This is a genomic window from Janthinobacterium sp. PC23-8 (assembly GCF_002250505.1).
In the GTDB taxonomy this organism is placed as follows: Bacteria; Pseudomonadota; Gammaproteobacteria; order Burkholderiales; family Burkholderiaceae_D; genus Janthinobacterium.
Genome location: NZ_NJGY01000002.1, coordinates 566,687 through 586,373, shown reverse-complemented (window position 1 = coordinate 586,373; position 19,687 = coordinate 566,687). Strand labels below are relative to the sequence as shown.

At 65.8% G+C, this 19,687-nt stretch carries 15 protein-coding genes; 9 read left to right on the top strand and 6 right to left on the bottom strand.

The window, feature by feature from the left end:
- The 3 genes from CD932_RS17790 to CD932_RS17780 all read right to left on the bottom strand — a co-directional run.
- A partial coding sequence (locus CD932_RS17790; protein WP_094444466.1) for a filamentous hemagglutinin N-terminal domain-containing protein occupies positions 1 to 6,927 on the bottom strand: 6,927 nt, incomplete at its 3' end.
- Between the two features lie 37 nt (positions 6,928 to 6,964).
- A complete protein-coding gene (locus CD932_RS17785) occupies positions 6,965 to 8,509 on the bottom strand; it encodes a ShlB/FhaC/HecB family hemolysin secretion/activation protein (RefSeq protein WP_254926654.1) in 1,545 nt (514 codons plus the stop codon).
- 284 nt (positions 8,510 to 8,793) lie between these two features.
- Positions 8,794 to 9,195, bottom strand: coding sequence for a hypothetical protein (locus CD932_RS17780; protein ID WP_141213285.1), 402 nt, complete (start codon positions 9,193 to 9,195; stop codon positions 8,794 to 8,796).
- Between CD932_RS17780 and CD932_RS17775 the strand changes: the two genes are divergently transcribed.
- The 8 genes from CD932_RS17775 (at position 9,194) to CD932_RS17740 (ending at position 15,242) form a co-directional block, all read left to right on the top strand.
- Positions 9,194 to 9,439 (top strand): hypothetical protein, encoded by a 246-nt coding sequence (locus CD932_RS17775; RefSeq protein ID WP_141213284.1) that lies wholly within the window; start codon positions 9,194 to 9,196, stop codon positions 9,437 to 9,439. The genes CD932_RS17780 and CD932_RS17775 overlap by 2 nt on opposite strands.
- A 69-nt stretch (positions 9,440 to 9,508) precedes the next feature.
- On the top strand, positions 9,509 to 10,171 hold the full coding sequence (locus CD932_RS17770; RefSeq protein ID WP_176461032.1) for an ABC transporter ATP-binding protein: 663 nt from the start codon (positions 9,509 to 9,511) through the stop codon (positions 10,169 to 10,171).
- Complete coding sequence (locus CD932_RS17765) at positions 10,159 to 11,376, top strand: FtsX-like permease family protein (RefSeq protein WP_176461031.1); 1,218 nt, start codon at positions 10,159 to 10,161, stop codon at positions 11,374 to 11,376. The genes CD932_RS17770 and CD932_RS17765 overlap by 13 nt, the downstream gene beginning before the upstream one ends.
- A 10-nt stretch (positions 11,377 to 11,386) precedes the next feature.
- Entirely contained in the window at positions 11,387 to 11,878 is a 492-nt protein-coding gene (locus tag CD932_RS17760) for a DUF3299 domain-containing protein (RefSeq protein WP_094444112.1), read from the top strand.
- The gene (locus CD932_RS17755; RefSeq protein WP_094444111.1) at positions 11,875 to 12,324 is read left to right on the top strand and encodes a TlpA disulfide reductase family protein; all 450 of its coding nucleotides are present in this window, start codon (positions 11,875 to 11,877) and stop codon (positions 12,322 to 12,324) included. The genes CD932_RS17760 and CD932_RS17755 overlap by 4 nt, the downstream gene beginning before the upstream one ends.
- Before the next feature lie 49 nt (positions 12,325 to 12,373).
- Positions 12,374 to 12,826 (top strand): Rrf2 family transcriptional regulator, encoded by a 453-nt coding sequence (locus CD932_RS17750; protein ID WP_094444110.1) that lies wholly within the window; start codon positions 12,374 to 12,376, stop codon positions 12,824 to 12,826.
- Positions 12,813 to 13,733, top strand: coding sequence for an NAD(P)/FAD-dependent oxidoreductase (locus CD932_RS17745; RefSeq protein ID WP_094444109.1), 921 nt, complete (start codon positions 12,813 to 12,815; stop codon positions 13,731 to 13,733). Before CD932_RS17750 ends, CD932_RS17745 begins: the two co-directional genes overlap by 14 nt.
- A 69-nt stretch (positions 13,734 to 13,802) precedes the next feature.
- Complete coding sequence (locus CD932_RS17740; RefSeq protein ID WP_094444108.1) at positions 13,803 to 15,242, top strand: MFS transporter; 1,440 nt, start codon at positions 13,803 to 13,805, stop codon at positions 15,240 to 15,242.
- Here CD932_RS17740 and CD932_RS17735 read toward each other — a convergent pair.
- Positions 15,239 to 16,003 carry an SDR family oxidoreductase gene (locus CD932_RS17735; RefSeq protein WP_094444107.1) on the bottom strand — a complete coding sequence of 255 codons (765 nt, stop codon included), beginning with the start codon at positions 16,001 to 16,003 and terminating at the stop codon, positions 15,239 to 15,241. The two genes, CD932_RS17740 and CD932_RS17735, sit on opposite strands and share 4 nt — an antisense overlap.
- 122 nt (positions 16,004 to 16,125) lie before the next feature.
- Between CD932_RS17735 and CD932_RS17730 the strand changes: the two genes are divergently transcribed.
- A complete protein-coding gene (locus CD932_RS17730) occupies positions 16,126 to 17,049 on the top strand; it encodes a LysR family transcriptional regulator (RefSeq protein ID WP_094444106.1) in 924 nt (307 codons plus the stop codon).
- Here the strand turns inward: CD932_RS17730 and CD932_RS17725 are convergent.
- Together CD932_RS17725 and CD932_RS17720 are read right to left on the bottom strand one after the other, a co-directional pair.
- On the bottom strand, positions 17,046 to 18,170 hold the full coding sequence (locus CD932_RS17725; RefSeq protein WP_094444105.1) for a metallophosphoesterase: 1,125 nt from the start codon (positions 18,168 to 18,170) through the stop codon (positions 17,046 to 17,048). The two genes, CD932_RS17730 and CD932_RS17725, sit on opposite strands and share 4 nt — an antisense overlap.
- Position 18,171: 1 nt before the next feature.
- Positions 18,172 to 19,686 carry a response regulator gene (locus tag CD932_RS17720; protein ID WP_094444104.1) on the bottom strand — a complete coding sequence of 505 codons (1,515 nt, stop codon included), beginning with the start codon at positions 19,684 to 19,686 and terminating at the stop codon, positions 18,172 to 18,174.
- Between the last annotated feature and the right edge of the window lies 1 nt (position 19,687).

The window sequence follows — 19,687 nt, the reverse complement described above, 5'->3', positions numbered from 1 at the left end:
GGCCGTGAAGTTGGCGCCGGACAGGCTGGCGCTGACGCTGTTTGCGCCCAGCACATCGGCCGAGTTGTACAGGCCGGCTGTCTGGCTGACGCTGGCCGACTCGCCGCCGACCAGGCCTGTCAGCTGATAGTTGGCGCCGGTCAGCGCGGCCGCCGTGCCGCCGTCGTAGACCTTGCCCACGCCGCTAATGGTGGCGCCCAGGGCCTTGGCCGTGATGCTGGCCGCGCCGCTCGCCGACGCCGGCAAGCTGTAGTTGGACGCCAGCGTCGACGCCCCCGCGACCAGGTCGCTGCTCGACAGGTTGGCGGTCACGGTGGTCGCGCCGGCTACGTTGGCCGAGTTGTACAGCGCTGCTGTTTGCGTGATGCCACCCGATTCACCGGCGATGAACCCGTTCAAGCTGTAGTTGCCGGGGTTGAGCACTGCAGTGAGGCCGCCGTCATAGGCCTTGACGATAGCACCGGTGAGGCTGGCAGTGAGCGCCTTGGCCGTGATGGTGGCCGCGCCGGTCGCCGTTGTCGGCAGCACGTAGTTGGCCAGCGAGGTGCTGGCGCCGGCCGTGAAGTCCGGCACCGCCAGGCTGGCGCTGACACTGCTGGCACCGACCACATTGGCCGAGTTGTACTGTCCCGCCGCTTGGCTGACGGTGGCCGATTCGGCACCGACGAAGCCGCTGAGCTGGTAGTTGGCGCCGCTCAGCGCCGCGCTGGTCGTGCCGTCATAGGTCTTGGTCACGCCGGTGAGGGCGGCAGTGAGGGCCTTGGGCGTGATGCTGGCCGCGCCGCTGGCGGAGGTCGGCAAGATATAGTTGCTGGACAAGGAGCCGTTGGCAGCGCTGAAGTCGCCGCCAGCGAGCGTGGTGCTGGCGCTGCTGGCGCCTGTGCCGCTGAGGTTGTATACCGCGGTGGACTTGGTCACGTTGAACGCGTCCGCGCCCACCAGGCCGGTCAGGCTGTAGTTGGCCGCGCCGAGGTTGGCGGTGGTGCTGCCGTCGTAGGTTTTGGTGACGCCCGTTAACGCCGCCGTCAGGGTCTTGGCCTGGACCGTGATGGTGCGCGCCGTGTTGCTGCCCAGGGCCACGGCATAGCCATTGTTGCCGGTCGCGCCCGACAAATTGACCGTGATGGCGTACGGGCCGCCAGCCACGCCGGCATTGGCGGCGGCGCCGCTTGAGGTGGCGGTAATGGTGCCCGACAGCGCAGTGGCCACCGTGTCGGCCAGATACGCGCCCGCTTGCGCCGTCTGGCCGCCCGACAGGCTGACCACGCGGTCGACCAGCGTGGTGCCGGTGGTCAGGTCTTCACCATAGGTCTTGCTGACGTCTTGCGTGCCGACGGTGATGGTGGGCTGGTAGGCGAACACATAGCGGTTGCCGGTTTGCGTGACTGGCGTGCCGGTATAGGTGGCGTTCCAGATGGCCGTGTTTTGGCTGTCCAGTCCGCCATATGTGCTGCCGCCCGGCGCATTGGCGTAAACCAGCCAGCGTGCGGCGGGGTCGCTCATGGCGATACTGCCGGCGCCATTGCCGGAATTGTTGTTGAAATTGCCCTTGGCGGCCAGGGTGACGGCGTCGCCGCTGCCGCTGGCGCTCAGGACCGCGCCCGCGTTCAGCGTGACGTCGGCGCCGATGCCGCGGTAGCCGAGGTCGAAGCCACAGCAATTGGCTGCCAGGTTCGGCAAGTCGCCCACCGTGCCGGCGCCATTGCCCTGGTTGATCAGCTTGATGGTGCGCGCGGTGATGCTGTTGACGCTGATGGAACCGGCCATATTGTTGGTCTTGTCGGCGCCGGCGGCGATCAGCAGCGACACGTCGCCGCTGCCGGCATCGATTCTGGCGGCCACACCCTGCTTGTTGCTGCCCATGCTCAGGGTGGCGATGCCGGCGTCTCGGTAGGCGTCCTTGACGCCGTTGGCCACGCTGTCGTTGGCGATCAGGTTCAGGTCGCGGTTGCCGGTGATGATGTCGCCCAGTACCGTGATGCTGCGGCCCGCCTGCATGGTCAGGGCGCCGCCGGCCGTGCCGCCGGTGGCGTCGATGCCGTTCTTGACGAAGATGTCGTTATTCGCCTGCAAGGTAACGCTGGTGCCCGTTTTGAGCACGCCGGCGATATAGTCGGGGGTCATGGCCTGGGTTGCACCCTGTGCATCGCCGAACTGGGTGGCGCCCGGCAGCGTCATGGCGCCCGGCGTGGGCATGGTGGTGCTGAGCAGCACCACATGCCCATTGTCGCCGGTGAAGGTCACCGTCGCGGCGCCGCCGGAGGTGAGCGAGATGTTCGGATTATAGGTCAGACCACCCCAGAAACGGCTATTCGGATTGCCCACCGCCGCGTTGCCGGCACCGACCACGCCGATCAGGGGCACGCTGGCGTCGCTGATGTAATTGACCGCCCCGGCGCTGCAATTCCAGTCCGGCGACATGATGAAATAGCCTGTATTGCCATAGTCGGCGGGGTTGGATGTATAGTTGACAACTGGCGACAAAATGCCGCCCACATAGTCATTGGTGTGGCTGCCCACCAGCGCATTGGCGCCGGACATGATGTTCTGGTTGCCTTGGGCGGCGTAGTCGTTCAGGCGGCCGGTGCTGCCATCGACCCAGCTCACGGCACCGGCATTGACCACGCCGCCAACGTCGAGGGTGGGGTTGGCCACCACGAAGTTGCCGTTCGTCAGCGCGACATAATAGGCGCCCAGGGCGTCGTTTTCCTTTTCGCCGATCAGGCTGTTGGCGCGGGTGATGACGCCCTTGACGCCGGTGGCGCCATTGCCCCACGTCACGGCGCCGGCGTATTGCCTGGTGTCGTTGGTCCAGTTGTAGCTGAGGGCGACGTAGTTGCCGGTAAACCGTTGCTGGCCGGTAGTGGCGTCGAGGTTGTACAGGTAGTCGACGGTGTTGCCGACATTGTCGCCGCTGTGGCTGCCGACCAGGCTGTTGGCGCCGGAGACGATATTGTGGTTGCCTTGCGCCGCATGGTCAAGCAGGCGTCCGCTGCTGCCGTCAACCCAGGTCAAGGCGCCGGCGCCGATGGCGGCGCCATTGTTCCAGTACTGGTTCTGGATCAGGTAGTTGCCGTTGACGGGCAGGGCGGTCAGCCCCCATTCTTTCACGTCATCGGTTTTCAGGCCCGGCACGCTGTTGCTGTCCGAGATGGCGCCGCTCAGCGCAGCCGTACCGCTGCCCCAGGTGACCGCTCCGGCGTCGACGATGCTGCCATTGTCCCATTTATTGCTGGTGACAACGTAGTTGCCAGAATAGCTGATATTGCCGGCGCTGTCGTAACCGCTTTGCAGCAGGGTGAGGCCATAGGTGTTGTTCTTGGCCAGGCCTGCCATATCGTCCTGCACGGTGCCGACCAGGCTGTTGCTGGCGGAAACCGGCCCGATCGTTGGCGTACCAGCGCCGTCGCTCCAGGTGACCGCGCCCGCGCGCAGGGCGGCGCCGTTGCGCCAATAATTGCTGATCGTGACATAGTTGCCGTTGGACAGGGCCGTGACGCCGGTCGAGATCGAATCGTAATGCGTGACGGTATGGTTGCCGGCATTGGTGATCACATCGTTCGGGCCCATGAAGCCGCCGATAAAGTCCGCAGTGTTGCTGCCCAGCAGGCTATTGGTGGCGGTAATGGTATGGCCGGCATCGACGGTGGCGCCGGTGGCGCCGCTGCTCCAGGTGACGGCGCCGCGCGTGCCGTTGAACATCGGGCTGGCCACCACGTAATTGCCGTTGCTCAGCAAGGTGATGCTGCTCGATTCGCTCAGGAAGGCATTGCTGTTGTTTGCTTGATAGTAGTTATACTGATAACTGCCGATGCGGTCGTTGGCCGAGGTGCCCACCAGGCTGTTGCTGGTGCCCACCACGCCCACGGTCGGCGTGCTGCCGCTCGACCACGTCACGGCGCCGGCCTTGGTGTTGCTGCCATTGGCCCAATAGGGGCTCAGCACGACATAGTTGCCATTGCCTTTGAGCTCCAGGATGCCGTTTGAACCGACCACGTCGTTCGCTTGCGCGCCGACCAGGCTGGTGCTTGCCGAGACGTTGCCGCTCTGGTCGGCCTTGGCCTTGCCGGTGGTGCCATCGACCAGCGTGGCGGCGCCCTTGCCGCTGCTCCAGTTCGGACTGATCACGACATAGTCATTGTTTGCCAGCAGGGCGATGGCTTTGCTGCCGACGCTGTCGCCGGCATTGGCGCCCACCACGCCGTTGGTGGCCACGGAGACGGTCTTGACATCGGTGCTGAACGGCACCCAGGTGGCTGCGCCGCGCCCGCCATTCCAGCTGGGACTGCTGATCACGAATGCATTGTTCGATGGCAGCAGGGTCAGGCCGCCACTGGACAGGCTGTCGCCGGCAGTGCCGACCAGGCTGTTGCTGGCCGATACCAGGCCGGTGATGGCGGTGACGCCGTCGAACGAGGTCAAGGCGCCCGAGGAATTTTTCCAGTCCGAGCCGTAGACGACGAATTGCGAACCGGTCAGCACCATGACGCGACTGCCGACCTTGTCGGTGCCGGTGCCGGCGCCGGTGGAATCGAAGCGGCTGCTGTCGCCGATCAGGCTGTTGGAAGTACCGACCACGCCCTTGATGCCGGTGGTGCCGGAGGCGAACGTGACGGCGCCCACGCCCTTGTTCCAGTTTTCATTGGCCATCACATAGTTGTTATTGGCCAGCACCGTCACGCCGGAACCGACCAGGTCGCCGCTTTTGTAGCGTTTGTAACCGTCGGCCGGCACCACGGTCATGGCGGTGCTGCCGACCAGGCTGTTGGCAGAGCTGACAATGCCGGCAACGCCGGTGCTGCCATTGCCGAAGGTGAGCGCACCGCGATTGTCGGACCAGCTGGGCGTGCCGACCAGGTAGTTGCCATTGTTCAGTACCGTGATCGCGTAAGCACCGATGTTGTCGGAGGTGTCCTGGTTCATGGTGCTTTTATGGGTGGCGTGACTGCCGACCAGGCTGTTGCTCGATGAGACGGCCAAGGCGCTGGCGCCCCAGCCGGTGGTGCCGTTACCCCAGGTAACAGCGCCCATGCCGCCGTTCCACAAGTTGCTGGAAACGACATAGTTGCCGTTGGTCAGCGACGTCACGCCATTGCTGCCGACCTTGTCGCCCGCGTGGGTGCCGTACAGGGTCGAGATCAGCGCCTGGTCGCTCTGGCGGAACAGGTAGGCGGCGCCCGAGTTGGTCGCGCCGAGGTTGTCGTTGGGATTGGTGACGACGATGTAGCCGGTGCGCGTGGCGGTGCTGCCCGAGGTGGTGGTCAGGGGCGCGTTGAGTTTGCCGAAGCTGCCGCCGGCGGTGGGATGCGGATCGACCAGCTCCAGTTGGCCCGACAGATCGCTGTCGATATAGATGTCTTTCGGGTCCAGCAGCAGGGCGCCCGACTTGCCCTTGGCCGCGTGGGCGTCGGCCTTGCCGCCGAAATACAGGGTTTCCTTGCCCGACACTTCCAGTATGCCGCCGTCGCCACCGGCCGCGCCGCCGCGCGCCGTGAGCTCGCCGGCAAACACGGTTTTTTCGTCGGACCAGACCACCACCTTGCCGCCATTGCCATTGCCGGTGGCGTCGGCATTGAGCGTGACGCCGGCGCCGACCGAGGTCTTGGCGGCATTGTGCACGTCGGCGTTCTTGCCCTGATAGTCGCCGCCGATCAGGATGGCGCCGCCCTGGCTGACACCGGTGGCACTGACCTTCGCGCCCATCAGCGCTACCTCATTGGCCGTGATGACGACCTTGCCGCCTTGTTCGCCATCGGCATTGTAGTTGCCCGACGTATAGACCTTGCCGGCGCCGCCATCGACGGTGATATTGCCGCCGCCCTGGGCCGAGATCACCGCGCTGGCCGTTTCCACCAGGCCATGGGTCAGTGTGCTGCTGATCGTGCCGCCGCCATCGGCACGCACGGCGCCGCTGCTGGCCATGCGCTCGCCGCTGATCGTCACCTTGCCCTTGCCGCCCGGCGCGCCCGAGGCATCGAGGCTGCCGCTGTTGTCGACCAGGCCAGTGCTGTCGAGCACGATCTTGCCGCCGCGCGAGGCCAATCCCGTCGCCGCCACGCTGCCCGTATTGCGCACCACGCCGCCTTGCAAGTCATTGGCGGCCTGGGCCGACATGATGATCATGCCGCCAGGCGCCTGCACGGCCGAGCCGTTCTCCACCAGTGCCGCAATCGTCGAGGGCGACACCAGCACGCCGGCCAGGGTACGGCTGTCGGCAAACTGCAGGGAAATCTGTTCGCCGGCGGCCATTGCCACCGTGCCGGCCTGGGCGATGACGATGCCGTTGTTGCGCACCTGCGGCGCCAGCAGGGCGATATAGCCGCCCAGGCTGGCATTGAGGCTGCCGTCGTTGATGACGCTGCCGGTGGCGCCGTTGCGTTCAAAGGTATTGCTGCCGGCCATGAACTCGGCCGTGCCGATGGCATGCGTGGTGGCCACCAGGCCACCCACGTTGACCGATGAGGTGGGGCTGAAATACACGCCGTTCGGATTGCTCAGAAACACCTGGCCGTTGGCGGTGATGCGGCCGAAGATCTGGCTGGCCTGGCTGTCCTGCACCCGGTTCAGGGTCACCGAGCCGCTATTGGGCTGCTGGAAATTGACTTGCGCCTGTGACCCCAGATTGAAGGTCTGCCAGTCGATCGCGCCGCGCTGGCTCGCCTGGTTGATCGTCATCTGGCTGCCGCTCTGGGTGATCGTCGCCGCGCCACCGACCACCTGGCCGCCGGTTGGCAACTGGTTGGCGCCCGGCGGCCCCGCCCATGCAAACGGCGCCAGACCCAGACCGGCAAACAGTGCGGCCATGAAAGCGCCGCGTCCGCTGCTCTTGCCGCGTCCGCGCACGTTTTCGGCGACGGCGACCCAGGCGCCCTGTTTTTCACTCCAGATCAGGCGATAGAAGCGGTTGATGGTGGCGTGTCCGTTCATGTTGATTCTCTCTAATTATTTTGATGGGGCGACAGGGTCAGAATGGCAGCGAAGCTTGCAGCCAGAAGCGATTCTTGTGCAGCGTGCCGTCCTGGTCGCTGCCGTTGATGTTCGGATTCGGATTGCCGCCGATCCGGCGCGCCCAGGCGGCCCGCAGGTTCAGGCGGAAGTCGCTGACCCAGTTCACGGCCAGGCCCGCGCCTTTCAGCTGGTAGCTGTTGACGATGGCCGCGCCATTGATGGCGTTGTCGTGGTTGACTGTCACATGGCCCCAGTCATAGAAGCCGGTCAGGCCGAAGCCGGCCGGCAGGCGCCAGCGCAGTTCCAGGTTGACCAGCTGGCCATCGCTGCCGCCCGCTTCGCTGGCCGGGTAGGCGCGCACGCCATAATTGCCACCGAGGTAAAATTTTTCGGAGGAATCGAGATTCTTGCTGGCCTGCTGGCCGGACAGGGCGCCAAACAGCGACCAGCTGTCCGTCAGCGCCTGCTGGCGGCTCAGGTAGTAGCGCAGCTTGGTGAAGTTGCCGGCCGCGCGCGTGGTGGCGGCGTCGGCCGGCCGGTTGGGTGAACCGTCCAGGTCCAGCTTGCCGTGCACCAGGCTGAGATTGCCCGCGTTCGCGCCGCCGCCGCCCAGGCTGTCGAACAGATTGCCCGACAGGCCGGCCGAGAAGCTGCGGATGCTGTAGTTGCTGCTGGTGGCGCGGTTCGCCTGATTGTCGAAGCGTTTGTCGTCGTAGTTCAGTTGCAGATACAGATTGCGCAGGCGCGAGCGCAGCAGCGGGTAGCTGGCATCGAGCCCCACCGTGTTCGAGCTGCCCTTGGCATGCAGCGCGGAAAAGTCATCGGCCGTCAGCCGGTACGCCAGGTGCGAGCCGCTGACGCCGGCGCGCCAGCCTGCAGTGCCCAGCGGCAGGCTGTAGGCCAGGCGCGCATAGTCGCTGCCTTCGGTATGGATCAAATTGCCAATGAGCTGGTCGCCGATCCACAAGGGGCTGTTGAGGGCCAGGTTGACGCTGGCGCGGGTGGTGCCGGTGGAGCGGTTGCCGGTGTTGTCGATGGCCGCGTCGCCCGTCAGCAGCGCTTCGTCTTCCAGCTTGATCAGCAACTCGGTTTGGTTTTCCTGCTGGCCGGCGGCCAGATTGCCGCTGGCGCTGATGCCGGGCAAGTCGTCGATCACCAGCAGGGCGCGGTCGAGCGCGTCGGCGTTCAGTGGCGCGCCGACCGGCTGGGCGCTGGTGACATACGGTGCGATACGCTGGAACGGCAGGCGTGCCGTGGCCTTGTCGCCCGGATTGACGCGCACGCCGCCAAACACCGCCTCGACGATCTGGATGGTGACGGTGCCGCCATCGATTTCCTGGCGCGGCAGGTAGGAGCGCACGACCCAGCCTGCCTGACGGTAGGCGGCCGCTACAGCCAGCGCTGCGTCCTGCAAGTCCTGAAACGATAGTGGCCGCTCCAGGTAGGGCGCCACCACCTGCGCCAGCACCGCCTCGCTCAACAAGGTATTGCCCTGGAAACGGAATTGTTTCACTGTAACGGATAATCCCTGCACGTCCTGCATCGGTGGCGGCGCCGGCATTAATTCCTGCGGCGATTTTTTGGGCAATGCAGGGGCGCGGCCTCTTTCCATCTGCTGTAACAGGGAACCGGCGTCGGGCGTATTTTGTGCGTAGGCCAGGTTAATTGAAGCAAGCAATAAACTGATCAGCAGAGGTTTAGGTATAGGCATAATGTTCGCGGTCAAGGTGCCACCCCTTGCGGGGCGTAGGAATGGTTTTCCAGATATAACAATTTTAAGTGGAAGCGATTGCAGTTACTATTTATTACATCAAATAATTTGCAGCAAAGCAACATTAAATTGCATTAAACACAATAATATAAATGGAAATAAAAAAATATCTGAATCAGTGAGATATAATATTTAATAATGAAAAAAATATCATATTGAGTTTTTTTAAAGTTGTGAAAGCGGCGCGTATTCCCATGGGCGCTCGCCTGGCCGATGGCGCACCGTATAATCGGCGGGCATTGTTTTATCCTCAAGCAGGTATTCGGGAACGTGCGGCTGGCGCTGGAGGCCTTCGCGGCCTTGGAGGCGATGCTGGCGATGCTGGCGATGCCGGCGACGCCGTCGCGAGCGCACCGAGCCCAGTGCGGCTGGCGTGCTAATATACGCAAATCAATTGCGTTTTTAGGCATGGCCGGTCTTATGGTTGCAAACGGTTCCTGGTACAAGCGGTGGCTCGCATGGCTGGTCATGGCCATGCTGGCGCTGCAGCTGTTCGGCCTGGCCCGGCACGATCACGCCATCGACAGCCACCCGTCTGACTGCGCCAGCTGCTTTGCCGGCAGCGTGGCGCCGGCCGACCAGGCCTTCACGCCACCGGCGCTGGTGCTGCTGCGCGTGGCTGGCAGCCATCTTCTTTCCCGCGCAGTGCCGCCGGCCATCCCGGTGTTGCGCAGTTTTATTATTCCCCATGCACATGGGCCGCCCGGCCTGGTCTTCTGATAGCACTACCACGACCGCAGGGCGCAAGCCGCCGCTGCGGCCTTGTTGTGATTGCCGATCGAGACCAATTTGCTGACCATTACTCAACTGGAGCACCGCTACAACGGTGTGACCGTGCTATCCGTTTCTTCTTTTGAACTGGCGCGTGGCGAACATGCGCTGCTGCTGGGGCCATCGGGCTCCGGCAAATCGACCTTGCTGCACCTGATGGGGGCGATTTTGCGCCCGCAAGCGGGGCGCATCGACATCGACGGCGTTGACCTCGCGGCCCTGGCGCCGCGCGCCGCCGACGCCTGGCGTGGCCGCCATGTCGGCTTGCTGCCGCAGCAACTGGCGCTGGTCGCCAGCTTGTGCGTGCGCGACAATGTGCTGCTGCCGGCCTATGCGGCCGGTTTGCCGGCCGACGTGCAGCGCGCCCAGGCGCTGCTGGCCGGCCTGGGCCTGGCCGACAAGGCGCACGCCATGCCGCACCAGCTGAGCGGCGGCGAGCGCCAGCGCGTGGCGATCGCGCGCGCCATGTTCCCCCGGCCACGCCTGCTGCTGGCCGACGAACCGACCGCCAATCTTGACGATGCGGCCTGCGCCACGGTGGTAGCGCTGCTGGCTGGCCAGGCAAGGGAAGCCAACGCTTCGCTCCTGATCGCCAGCCACGATGCGCGCCTGATCGCCGCCTTGCCCGGCGCCGCTGTGCTGTGCCTGCCGTTGCGCGGGGAGCTGCCATGCGCCGCCTGAACGCCGTGACCATGGCGCTGGCCGCGCTGCGCCACAAGCCGCTGGCCACGTCTCTGAATCTGCTGTTGATGGCCATCGGCGTGGCGATGATGACGTTTATTTTATCGGCCTCCAGGCAGCTCGAGGACGGCGCCATGAAAGACGCCAATGGCATCGACATGGTGGTCGGCGCCAAGGGTTCGCCGCTGCAGCTGATCCTGTCGTCGATCTACCATATCGATATCCCGACCGGCAATATCCCGGCCTCGGCGCAGGCCGAATTGGAGGCCAATGCGCTGGTGGCCGAGGCGATCCCGCTGGCGCTCGGCGACAGCTACCAGGGCTACCGCATCGTCGGCAGCACGGTCGACTATATCCGTCACTACGGCGGCCAGGCGGCCAGCGGCGTGCTGTTCGGCCACGCCATGCAGGTGGTGCTGGGCGCGGAAGTGGCGCGCAACACCAGAGCGACCGTGGGTTCGCGCTTTGCCGGCTCGCATGGCCTGGTGGCCGGTGGCGAGGTGCATGCCCATGCGCCATACACGGTGGTCGGCGTGCTGCGGCCCACCGGCACCGTGCTCGACCGGCTGATCGTCACGCCCGTCGCTTCCGTGTGGCGCGTGCACGAAACCGACCCGGACGAGCCGCATGCGCACGTCAATGAAGCTCAGCATGAAGCGCAGCATGAAATCACCGCGCTGCTGGTGCGCTATGCCTCGCCGCTGGCGGCCATCAGCCTGCCGCGCTGGGTCAACGGCCAGACCCGTTTGCAGGCGGCGCAGCCGGCGCTGGAGTCGGCCAAATTGTTCGAGCTGGTGGGCGTGGGCGCGAACGTGCTGCGCGCGATCGCCGCCATCGTGCTGGCGGTGGCCTGCCTGTCGATGTTCGTCGCCCTGTACCACGCGCTGGAAGAGCGCAAGACGGACCTGGCGATTTTGCGCGCGCTGGGCGCGCCGCCGCACAAGCTGCTGCTCTTGCTGTTGACGCAGGGCATGGCGCTGGCGCTGGGCGGCGCCGTGCTGGGCTCGCTGCTGGGCCATGCCGGCGTGGGCCTGCTGGGCGTACTGATGGAAGGCCAGCAGAACCTGGCGCTGTCGGCCTTCAAGGTCGATCCGCAGGAAGCCTGGCTGCTGCCGGCCGCCTTGCTGGTAGGCCTGCTCGCTTCCATCGTTCCCGCTGCACGCGCCTACCGCACCGATATCGCCGCCACGCTGGCCCACTATTGAAGGAGAGATCATGAAATCATTACTGCTTGTTTTACTGCTCGCCGCAGGTATTGCCCAAGCCGCTACGCACGTTTCCAAGGTCACCACCGCTGCCAGCGCCGACCAGCCACCGTCGTTTTTTGCGCCGCTAGGGGATCTGCCCGGCGTGCTGCCCTGGAGCCTGCTGTCAAAGGCCGCCACCGTGAAAGCGAAGGGCGGGCGCATGGTGCCGAAATATACGCCCGAAATCACTGCGCTCGACCAGACCGACGTCAAGGTGCAGGGCTTCATGATGCCCTTGCAGCCGGGGCAGAAACAAAAACATTTTCTATTGACGGTGACCTCGGCCAGCTGCCCGTTCTGTCTGCCTGCCGGGCCGGAAGGGGTGGTCGAAATTAACAGCAGGACACCGGTCAAATTCACTTACGCGCCGATGGTCATGACGGGCAAGATGACGGTGCTCAAAAGCGACCCGATGGGCTTGTACTACCGCATCAATGACGCCAGCCTGGTGGCGCCGTGAGCGCGATAGCGCTGGTGGCGGCGCTGGCGCTGGCGACGCCCAGACCTGAGTTCAGGCTGCCCACGCTGGACGCCAGCCGCAGCGTTTCGCTGGCGGCCTTGCCCGGTCCCGTGCTGCTGAACTTCTGGTCCAGCGATTGCCTGCCATGCGTGCGCGAATTGCCGCTGCTGCAATCGCAGTGGCAGCGCCTGCCCGCCTTGCGCTTTGTCGGCGTGGCCATCGATGAAGGGGCACGCGCGGCGCCGTTTGCGCGCAAGGCCGGCGCACAATACCTGCAACTGGCGGCGCCCGGCGGCCGGGATCTGCTGCGCCAGTTCGGCAATCCCCTGGGTGCCTTGCCCTATACGGTGGTGTTGAATGGCGCGCACCAGGTATGCACCACGCGCCTGGGTGCCGTCGACGCGCAGTGGCTGGCAAGGGCGGCGCAAGCCTGCGGCTCTCCCTGATAAAGCAGGTAGTTTGCATGAATGGATTTTATGTAATATCATTAGTTACATGAGGCCAGACAGCAAACTTTCATCGATATTGCATGTGCTATTGCATATGGCGCATGCCGGACGCGCGATGACGTCCGAGGAAATGGCCGCTTGCCTGGGCACCAACCCGGTGCTGGTGCGGCGCGTGATGGCGGGCTTGCGCGAGCGCGGCTATGTGGCCTCGACCAAGGGCCATGGCGGCGGCTGGTCGATCAGCTGCGACCTGGCGCAGGTTACCTTGCGCGATATCTACGACGCCGTCGGCGCGCCGACCGTGTTCGCCATGGGCAACCGGGTCGAGCAGCCGGGCTGCCTGGTCGAACAGGCCGTCAACCAGTCGCTGGCGAGCGCCTTTGACGAAGCCGAAGCGCTGCTGATCGCGCGCCTTGGCGAAGTCAGCCTGACCGACCTGTCCGCGCGTTTCAACCATCTGCATGCCAATCACCGGAGACCAGCCCATGAGCACACCTGAACTTCAACAGCCCTATGACGTCATTATCGTCGGCGGCAGCTACGCCGGCTTGTCCTGCGCCATGCAGCTGGGCCGCGCGCGCCGCCGCGTGCTGGTGATCGACGCCGGCCAGCGCCGCAACCGCTACGCCAGCCACTCGCATGGCTTCTTGACACAGGACGGCCGGGCGCCCGGCGATATCGCTGCCGACGGCAAGCGCCAGGTGCTGGCGTACGCCACCGTCAGCTGGCGCGAGGGCAGTGCGCGCCAGGCCGTGCAAACGGCAGACGGCTTCGAGGTCACGCTCGATGACGGCGGCACCGTGCAGGCCTCGCGCCTGGTGCTGGCCAGCGGCGTGGTCGATGAACTGCCGCCGGTCGAGGGCTTGCGCGAGCGCTGGGGCGCCAGCGCGTTTCACTGCCCGTATTGCCACGGCTATGAACTCGGGCAGGGCCAGATCGGCGTGATCGCCAGCAGTCCCTTGTCGATGCACCATGCGCTGATGCTGCCCGACTGGGGCACGGTGACGTTTTTCCTCAATGGCGCGTTCGAGCCCGATGCGGCGCAGCTGGCCGAACTGGCGCGGCGCGGCAGCACGCTCGAACGCCGGCGGGTCGCGCGCATCGAAGGCGTGGCCGAGGTGGTGCTGGAAGACGGCAGCAGGCACGCCATGGCCGGCCTGTTCGTGGTGCCGCGCACGCACCAGGCCAGCGCGCTGGCCGAACAGCTGGGCTGCGCGATCGATGACGGACCGATGGGGCCAGTGGTGCGCACCGATGAAACAAAGGCGACCAGCGTGGCCGGCGTGTTCTGCGGCGGCGACGCGGCCCGGGCGGCCGGCAATGTGGCGTTTGCCGTGGCCGATGGCGCCATGGCCGGCGTGGCGGCGCACCGTTCGCTGATGTTCGGGGTGGCGCAGGCGGCCTGACGCTGACGCTTGAGCTTGTGGTTAGACTGGCTTCGGCGATAATGGCGCCTGGACCTTTCGGGAATCACCATGACTGCTCAAGCGGCTACACCGGCCATACACCTTGATGACGCGCGCAAGGCGCGTTCGATCGCGCTGCTGGTGGCGGGCGCCTTTTTCATGGAAAACCTCGACGGCACCGTGATCACCACCGCCGTGCCCGACATCGCCAGATCGTTCGGCGTGGCGCCGCTGGACTTGAATATTGGCGTAAGCGCCTATCTGCTGACCCTGGGCGTGTTTATTCCCATCAGCGGCTGGGTGGCCGACCGTTTTGGCGCCCGTAAAGTGTTCGCGGCCGCGCTGGCGCTGTTTACCATCGCTTCCGTCCTGTGCGGCATGGCCGACGGCTTGGCGCAATTCGTGCTGCTGCGCGCGCTGCAAGGCGTGGGCGGCGCCATGATGGTGCCGGTCGGTCGCCTGGTGGTGTTGAAAAGCACGCCCAAGCACAAACTGATTTCCGTAATCGCCACATTGACGTGGCCGGCGCTGGTGGCGCCCGTGCTGGGGCCGCCGCTCGGTGGCTTTATCACCAGCTACAGTTCCTGGCGCTGGATCTTTTACCTGAACCTGCCTCTGGGCCTGCTGGCGCTGTTCTTCGCCTGGCGGCTGATCCCCGACCACCGGCCGCTGGAGCGCAAACCGTTCGACGCCATCGGCTTTCTGTACGCCGGTGGCGCGCTGCTCTGCCTGACCTGGGCCGCAGAACAACTGAGCCGGCCCCATGCGCCATGGATCGAAGCGGGCCTGTTCCTTGCGCTCGGCGCGCTGCTGGGGGCCTTGGCGGTGCGCCATCTGCGACAGGCTGCGCATCCGCTGATCGACTTGCGCACCCTGGGCACGCCGACCTTTGCCGTCGCCATCTACGGCGGCTCGCTGTTTCGCATGGCGATCGGCGCCGTGCCATTTTTGCTGCCGCTGCTGTTCCAGGTGGGCTTTGGCCTGAACGCTTTTCATTCGGGCATGCTGGTGATTGCCGTCTTTGCGGGCAACCTGATGATGAAACCGGCCACCACCGGCATCCTGCGCCGCTTCGGCTTCAGGCCGGTACTGCTGGTCAATGGCGCCATCAATGCGCTGTCTCTGCTGGCCTGCGCTTTTCTCACTCCCGCCACGCCGGTCTGGCTGATCGCTGGCGTGCTGTTTGTCGGCGGCCTGACGCGCTCGATGCAGTTCACGGCCTACAACACCATCGCCTTTGCCGATATGGCGCAAGCGCGCATGGCCGCCGCCAACACCCTGTTCAGCACCGCCTTCCAGGTCGCCATGGGACTGGGCGTGGCGCTGGGGGCGCTGGGCGTGCGTCTCGGGCACTGGCTGACGCACGCAATGGGCATCGAGCAGATGCCGGCCGCCGAGTTCCGCCTTGCCTTTGTGCTGGTGGCCCTGGTCAGCCTGCTGGGGATGATCGATACATGGCGGCTGCAGGCCGGTTCCGGCGACCATCTGTCGAAAAAACGTTCCGCTTAGGCCGCAAAGCCACCATCGATCTTCAACCCCGCGCCGGTGACAAACGCCGCTTCCTCGCTGGCCAGATAGGCCACCATGCCGGCGATTTCCTCGCCGGTGCCGTGGCGCGGCAGGGCCATCAGGCCGTGCATCAGGTCGGCAAAATCGCCGGTGGCCGGATTCATGTCGGTGGCGACCGGGCCTGGCTCGACGTTGTTGATGGTGATGCCGCGCGGACCGAGGTCGCGCGACAGGCCCTGGGTCAGGCCCGACAAGGCCGACTTGCTCATGGCGTAGGCGGCCGCGCCGGCAAACGGCATGCGGTGCGCATTGGTGCTGCCGATATTGATGATGCGTCCACCCGACGGCATCAGCGGCACGGCCGCCTTGATGGCGACAAACACGGCGCGCACATTGACGGCCAGCGTCTGGTCGAAGTCTTCAAGGGAAAAATCGTCGATGGCGCCGGGCAGGAAGATGCCCGCGTTATTGACCAGGATATCGAGCTTGCCCGTCAGTTTTGCCGCCTCGATGATGGCCGCCGTCAGCGCCTGCGCATCGGCCGCATCGGCTTGCACCGCCTGCGCCTGGCCGCCGGCCTCGCGCACGCTGGCGGCCAGCGCTTCGGCGTCGCTGGCCGAACTTTGATAGGTAAATACAACATGGGCGCCCTGGCGCGCCAGGCGGCGCACGATGGCCGCGCCGATGCCGCGCGAGCCGCCGGTGACAAATGCGGTTTTGCCCGAGAATGGCGAAGTAGTGTGGGTGTGATTGGCAGTCATGATCGGCTTTCAATGAGTGGTTGGGAGCAGCCAGTATCTGCCTGTTGCTTGCGGTGCGCTAGCCGGTAATCGATACAATCACTTTCAACCATCAGTATCAAGTGAGGGCGTAGAATGGCGGCATGGAAGCGCTCAATCATTTGCAATCATTCGTACTGTCGGCCGAAGCCGGCAGCTTTTCGGCGGCCGCGCGCCGCCTGGGACTGACGCCAGCCGCCGTCAGCAAGAACGTGGCGCGCCTCGAGGCCAGCCTGGGCCTGCGCCTGTTCCAGCGCAGCACGCGCAAGCTGACCCTGACCGAAGGCGGCGAACGCTTCCTGCAGCAGATAGGCGGCGCGCTGGCCACCCTGCGCGAGGCGATCGCCGATGTGGCAGAGGTGGGCGGCCAGCCGGCCGGCGTGCTCAAGATCAGCCTGGCGCCATCGTTCGGTCGCAGCCATGTGGTGCCGCTGCTGGCCGAATTTATCCGCCGCTATCCGGGCGTGATTCCCGACTGCCATTTCGATAACCGCCAGGTGGACCTGATCGGCGAAGGTTTTGATGTGGCCATTGGCGGCGGCATCGAACTCACGCCAGGCGTGGTGGCGCGCGAGCTGGGGCACGTCCATATCGTCGCCACCGCGTCGCCCGCCTATATGCGCGGTAAACCCATGCCTGCCCATCCCTCGGATCTGGCGCAACTGGACGGCATTGCGCGCCGCTCGGCCGGCAGCGGCCGCCTGCGCAGCTGGGTGCTGCGTGACGGCCAGGGTGGCGAAGGTGTGGCCGAATGCCGGCCGCGCGCCATCTTCGACGACCCCGAAGCGATGGCGCAAGCGGCCATCGACGGCGTCGGCGTGGCCCTGCTGCCGATGCCCCATGCCTTGGCGCCCTTGCGCAGCGGCGCCCTGGTCCGCCTGCTGCCCGGCTGGTGCGCCGACTCCGGCCCCTTGTCGCTCTACTACCCCGGCAAGAAACTGCTGCCCGCCAAGACGCGCGTGTTTGTCGACTACCTGCTGGAACAATTCCGCCAGCAGGATTTTGCGGCGCAGCTGGCCCCGGATTAAGCGTCCTGAGCCGCCACCAGCGTAATCCGCGTAATTTCCGCCGGCGCGCCCAGCCGTTTCGGCGGCCCCCAGTACCCGGTGCCGCAACTGACATAGATCTGCAGCCGGCCGCGCCGGTGCAGGCCCGCCACATACGGCTGCTGCAGCGGCACGAACAGATTCCACGGCCAGAACTGGCCGCCGTGGGTGTGGCCGGACAATTGCAGGTCGAAGCCGGCGGCCTCCAGCGCAGGCGCGCTGCGCGGCTGGTGGGCCAGCACGATGCGGGGCAGGCCGGCAGGTGCGCCGGCGATCGCCGCTTGCGGGTCGCTGCCGTGGGCCGGGTCGAAATGCGCGGCGTTATAGTCGGTCACGCCGGCCATCAGCAGCTGCGCGCCGTCGTGCCCGAGTACCCGGTGTTCGTTCATCAGCACGGTCAAACCCAGGCGCCGGAATTCGGCCACCCACGGCGCGGCGCCGCAATAGTATTCGTGGTTGCCCGTAACAAGGAACACGCCGTGGCGGGCGCGCAGCGCACCCAAAGGCGCCACATGCGCGCCCAGTTGCGCCACGCTGCCGTCGACCACGTCGCCGGTAATGGCGATGGCGTCGGCGTTCAGGCTGTTGGCGCGCGCCACCATCGCCTCGACCCAGGCGCGCTTGATGGTGGCGCCCACATGGATGTCGCTGAGCTGCACGATGGTAAAGCCTTGCAGCGCCGGCGGCAGGCCGGCGATGGCGACCTTGACGTCTTTCACGCGCGCGATCCGGCGCGCGTTGACAAAGCCGACGCTGGTCGCCAGCAGGGCCAGGCCGATCACGGCGATGGCGCTGGCCTGCTGATGCAGGCGCACAGGCGGGTACAGCAGCAGCAGTTCGCGCAGCACGGCCAGCACGAACAGCGAAGAAAAAAAGCCCATGCACAGCGAGCCGGCCCAGCTCAGGCGGTCGGCCAGGCGCGTGTCCTGGGTGATGGCGCGCGCAAAGATCGTCATCGGCATCAGCATGGTCGAGGCCAGCAGCACGGCGCCGCCCAGCAGGAAGCCGGGCAGGGCGAGGTGCAGGGCCGGCAGCAGCAGGTAACCGAGCACGGCGTGCAGGGCGCCGAGGATCATGGTGATGCGTAGCAGGGGCGGGCGCATTTTATTTGCCAACATGCAGCCCCAGGGTGGCCAGCTTGCCGAAGTCGACCGGCTTGGCGAAGTGGTCGTCGAAGCCGGCCGCCAGCGCCGCGCGCCGGTCGTGTTCCTGGCCGTAGCCGGTCAGCGCGATCAGCAGGAAGTCTTGCGGGATCGGCAACTGGCGCAGCTTGCCGGCCACGTCGTAGCCGTTCATGTCGGGCAGGCCGATATCGAGGAAGACGATGGCAGGTCTGAACGCCTCGGTGCGTTCGACCGCCTGCGCGCCCGTGTAGGCGGTGCGCACCTCGTGGCCGTCGAGTTCGAGCAGTTCGGCCAGGGTGTCGGCCGCGTCGACATTGTCGTCGACCACCAGCAGGCGCTTGCTGCTGCTGGCGGGCACCTCGGCCGCTATCAATGCCTGCGGCGCGGCCGTCAGGTCGAGCGGCAGATGGACTTCAAAGGTGCTGCCCAGGCCCACGCCGGGGCTTTGCACGCCGACCTGTCCGCCGTGCAGCTTGACCAGGTCGCGCACCAGCGACAGGCCGATGCCCAGGCCATCCTGCACCCGGTCCGGCGCATGGCCGCTTTGTTCGAACAGGCCGAAGATGGCGTCGATGCTGCCGGCGGCAATGCCGATGCCGTTGTCGGCCAGGCGGATGCGGACCTGCTCGCCGTGGCGCTGCGCGCTGATGCTGAGCGTGCCGCCCGGCGCGGTGAACTTGGCCGCGTTGAGCAGCAGGTTGGCGACGATCTGCGACAGGCGCACCGGGTCGCCATGCACCCACAGTTCTTCCTCTGGCAGCGCCACCGTCAGCGCATGGCCGCGCTCGACGACGATATGCGCACTGGTTTCCAGCGCGCTCTTCACGAAACTGGCCAGGCTGACTCTTTCCCACTGCAGCGAGATCTTGCCCTGCGAGATGCGCGACACGTCGAGCAGGTCGTCGACCAGGCGCACCAGGTGATCGGTGTGGCGGGCGATGGTGCCGCGTGCGTTTTCCTGCATCGCCGGCACCACCGGATCGAGCTTGCGCAGCAGCGCCAGCGCCGTGCGGATCGGGCCCAGCGGATTGCGCAGTTCGTGCGCCAGGGTAGCCAGGAATTCATCCTTGCGCCGGTCCACTTCGCGCAGTTCGCGTTCGACCCGGCCCAGGCGCAGCAGGGCGTTGACATTGGCGATCAGTTCATCGGGTTCGATCGGCTCGACCAGGTAGTTGTCGGCGCCGCCGTCGAGGGCGCGGATCTTGTCGGCCGTGCCGATGAACGAGGCCGAGGTCTGCAGCACCAGGATGGTGTTGGTTTCCGGGTTGTCCTTGAGCCGGCGGCACACTTCCAGGCCATTGATGTCGGGCAGCTTGACGTCGAGCAGGATCAGCACCGGCTTGTCCTTGCGCGCGCGGATCAGGGCGTCGCCGCCATTGGATGCTTCGATCACATTGAAGCCGGCGCGCGTGAGGATGCGCGACTTGGCGTAGCGCGCGCCGTCGCTGTCGTCGACATTGAGTATCAGTGCGTCGCTATTGTTGTACGAAGGCATG

Excerpts from the sequence above, each read along its gene's own strand:
- CD932_RS17750 (WP_094444110.1), top strand. The coding sequence starts at position 12,374 with ATGAGGCCAGACAGCAAACTTTCATCGATATTGCATGTGCTATTGCAT.
- CD932_RS17780 (WP_141213285.1), bottom strand. The coding sequence starts at position 9,195 with ATGGCCATGACCAGCCATGCGAGCCACCGCTTGTACCAGGAACCGTTT.
- CD932_RS17760 (WP_094444112.1), top strand. The coding sequence starts at position 11,387 with ATGAAATCATTACTGCTTGTTTTACTGCTCGCCGCAGGTATTGCCCAA.
- CD932_RS17720 (WP_094444104.1), bottom strand. The coding sequence starts at position 19,686 with ATGCCTTCGTACAACAATAGCGACGCACTGATACTCAATGTCGACGAC.
- CD932_RS17725 (WP_094444105.1), bottom strand. The coding sequence starts at position 18,170 with ATGCGCCCGCCCCTGCTACGCATCACCATGATCCTCGGCGCCCTGCAC.
- CD932_RS17785 (WP_254926654.1), bottom strand. The coding sequence starts at position 8,509 with ATGCCGGCGCCGCCACCGATGCAGGACGTGCAGGGATTATCCGTTACA.
- CD932_RS17745 (WP_094444109.1), top strand. The coding sequence starts at position 12,813 with ATGAGCACACCTGAACTTCAACAGCCCTATGACGTCATTATCGTCGGC.
- CD932_RS17765 (WP_176461031.1), top strand. The coding sequence starts at position 10,159 with ATGCGCCGCCTGAACGCCGTGACCATGGCGCTGGCCGCGCTGCGCCAC.
- CD932_RS17775 (WP_141213284.1), top strand. The coding sequence starts at position 9,194 with ATGCTGGCGCTGCAGCTGTTCGGCCTGGCCCGGCACGATCACGCCATC.
- CD932_RS17735 (WP_094444107.1), bottom strand. The coding sequence starts at position 16,003 with ATGACTGCCAATCACACCCACACTACTTCGCCATTCTCGGGCAAAACC.
- CD932_RS17740 (WP_094444108.1), top strand. The coding sequence starts at position 13,803 with ATGACTGCTCAAGCGGCTACACCGGCCATACACCTTGATGACGCGCGC.
- CD932_RS17730 (WP_094444106.1), top strand. The coding sequence starts at position 16,126 with ATGGAAGCGCTCAATCATTTGCAATCATTCGTACTGTCGGCCGAAGCC.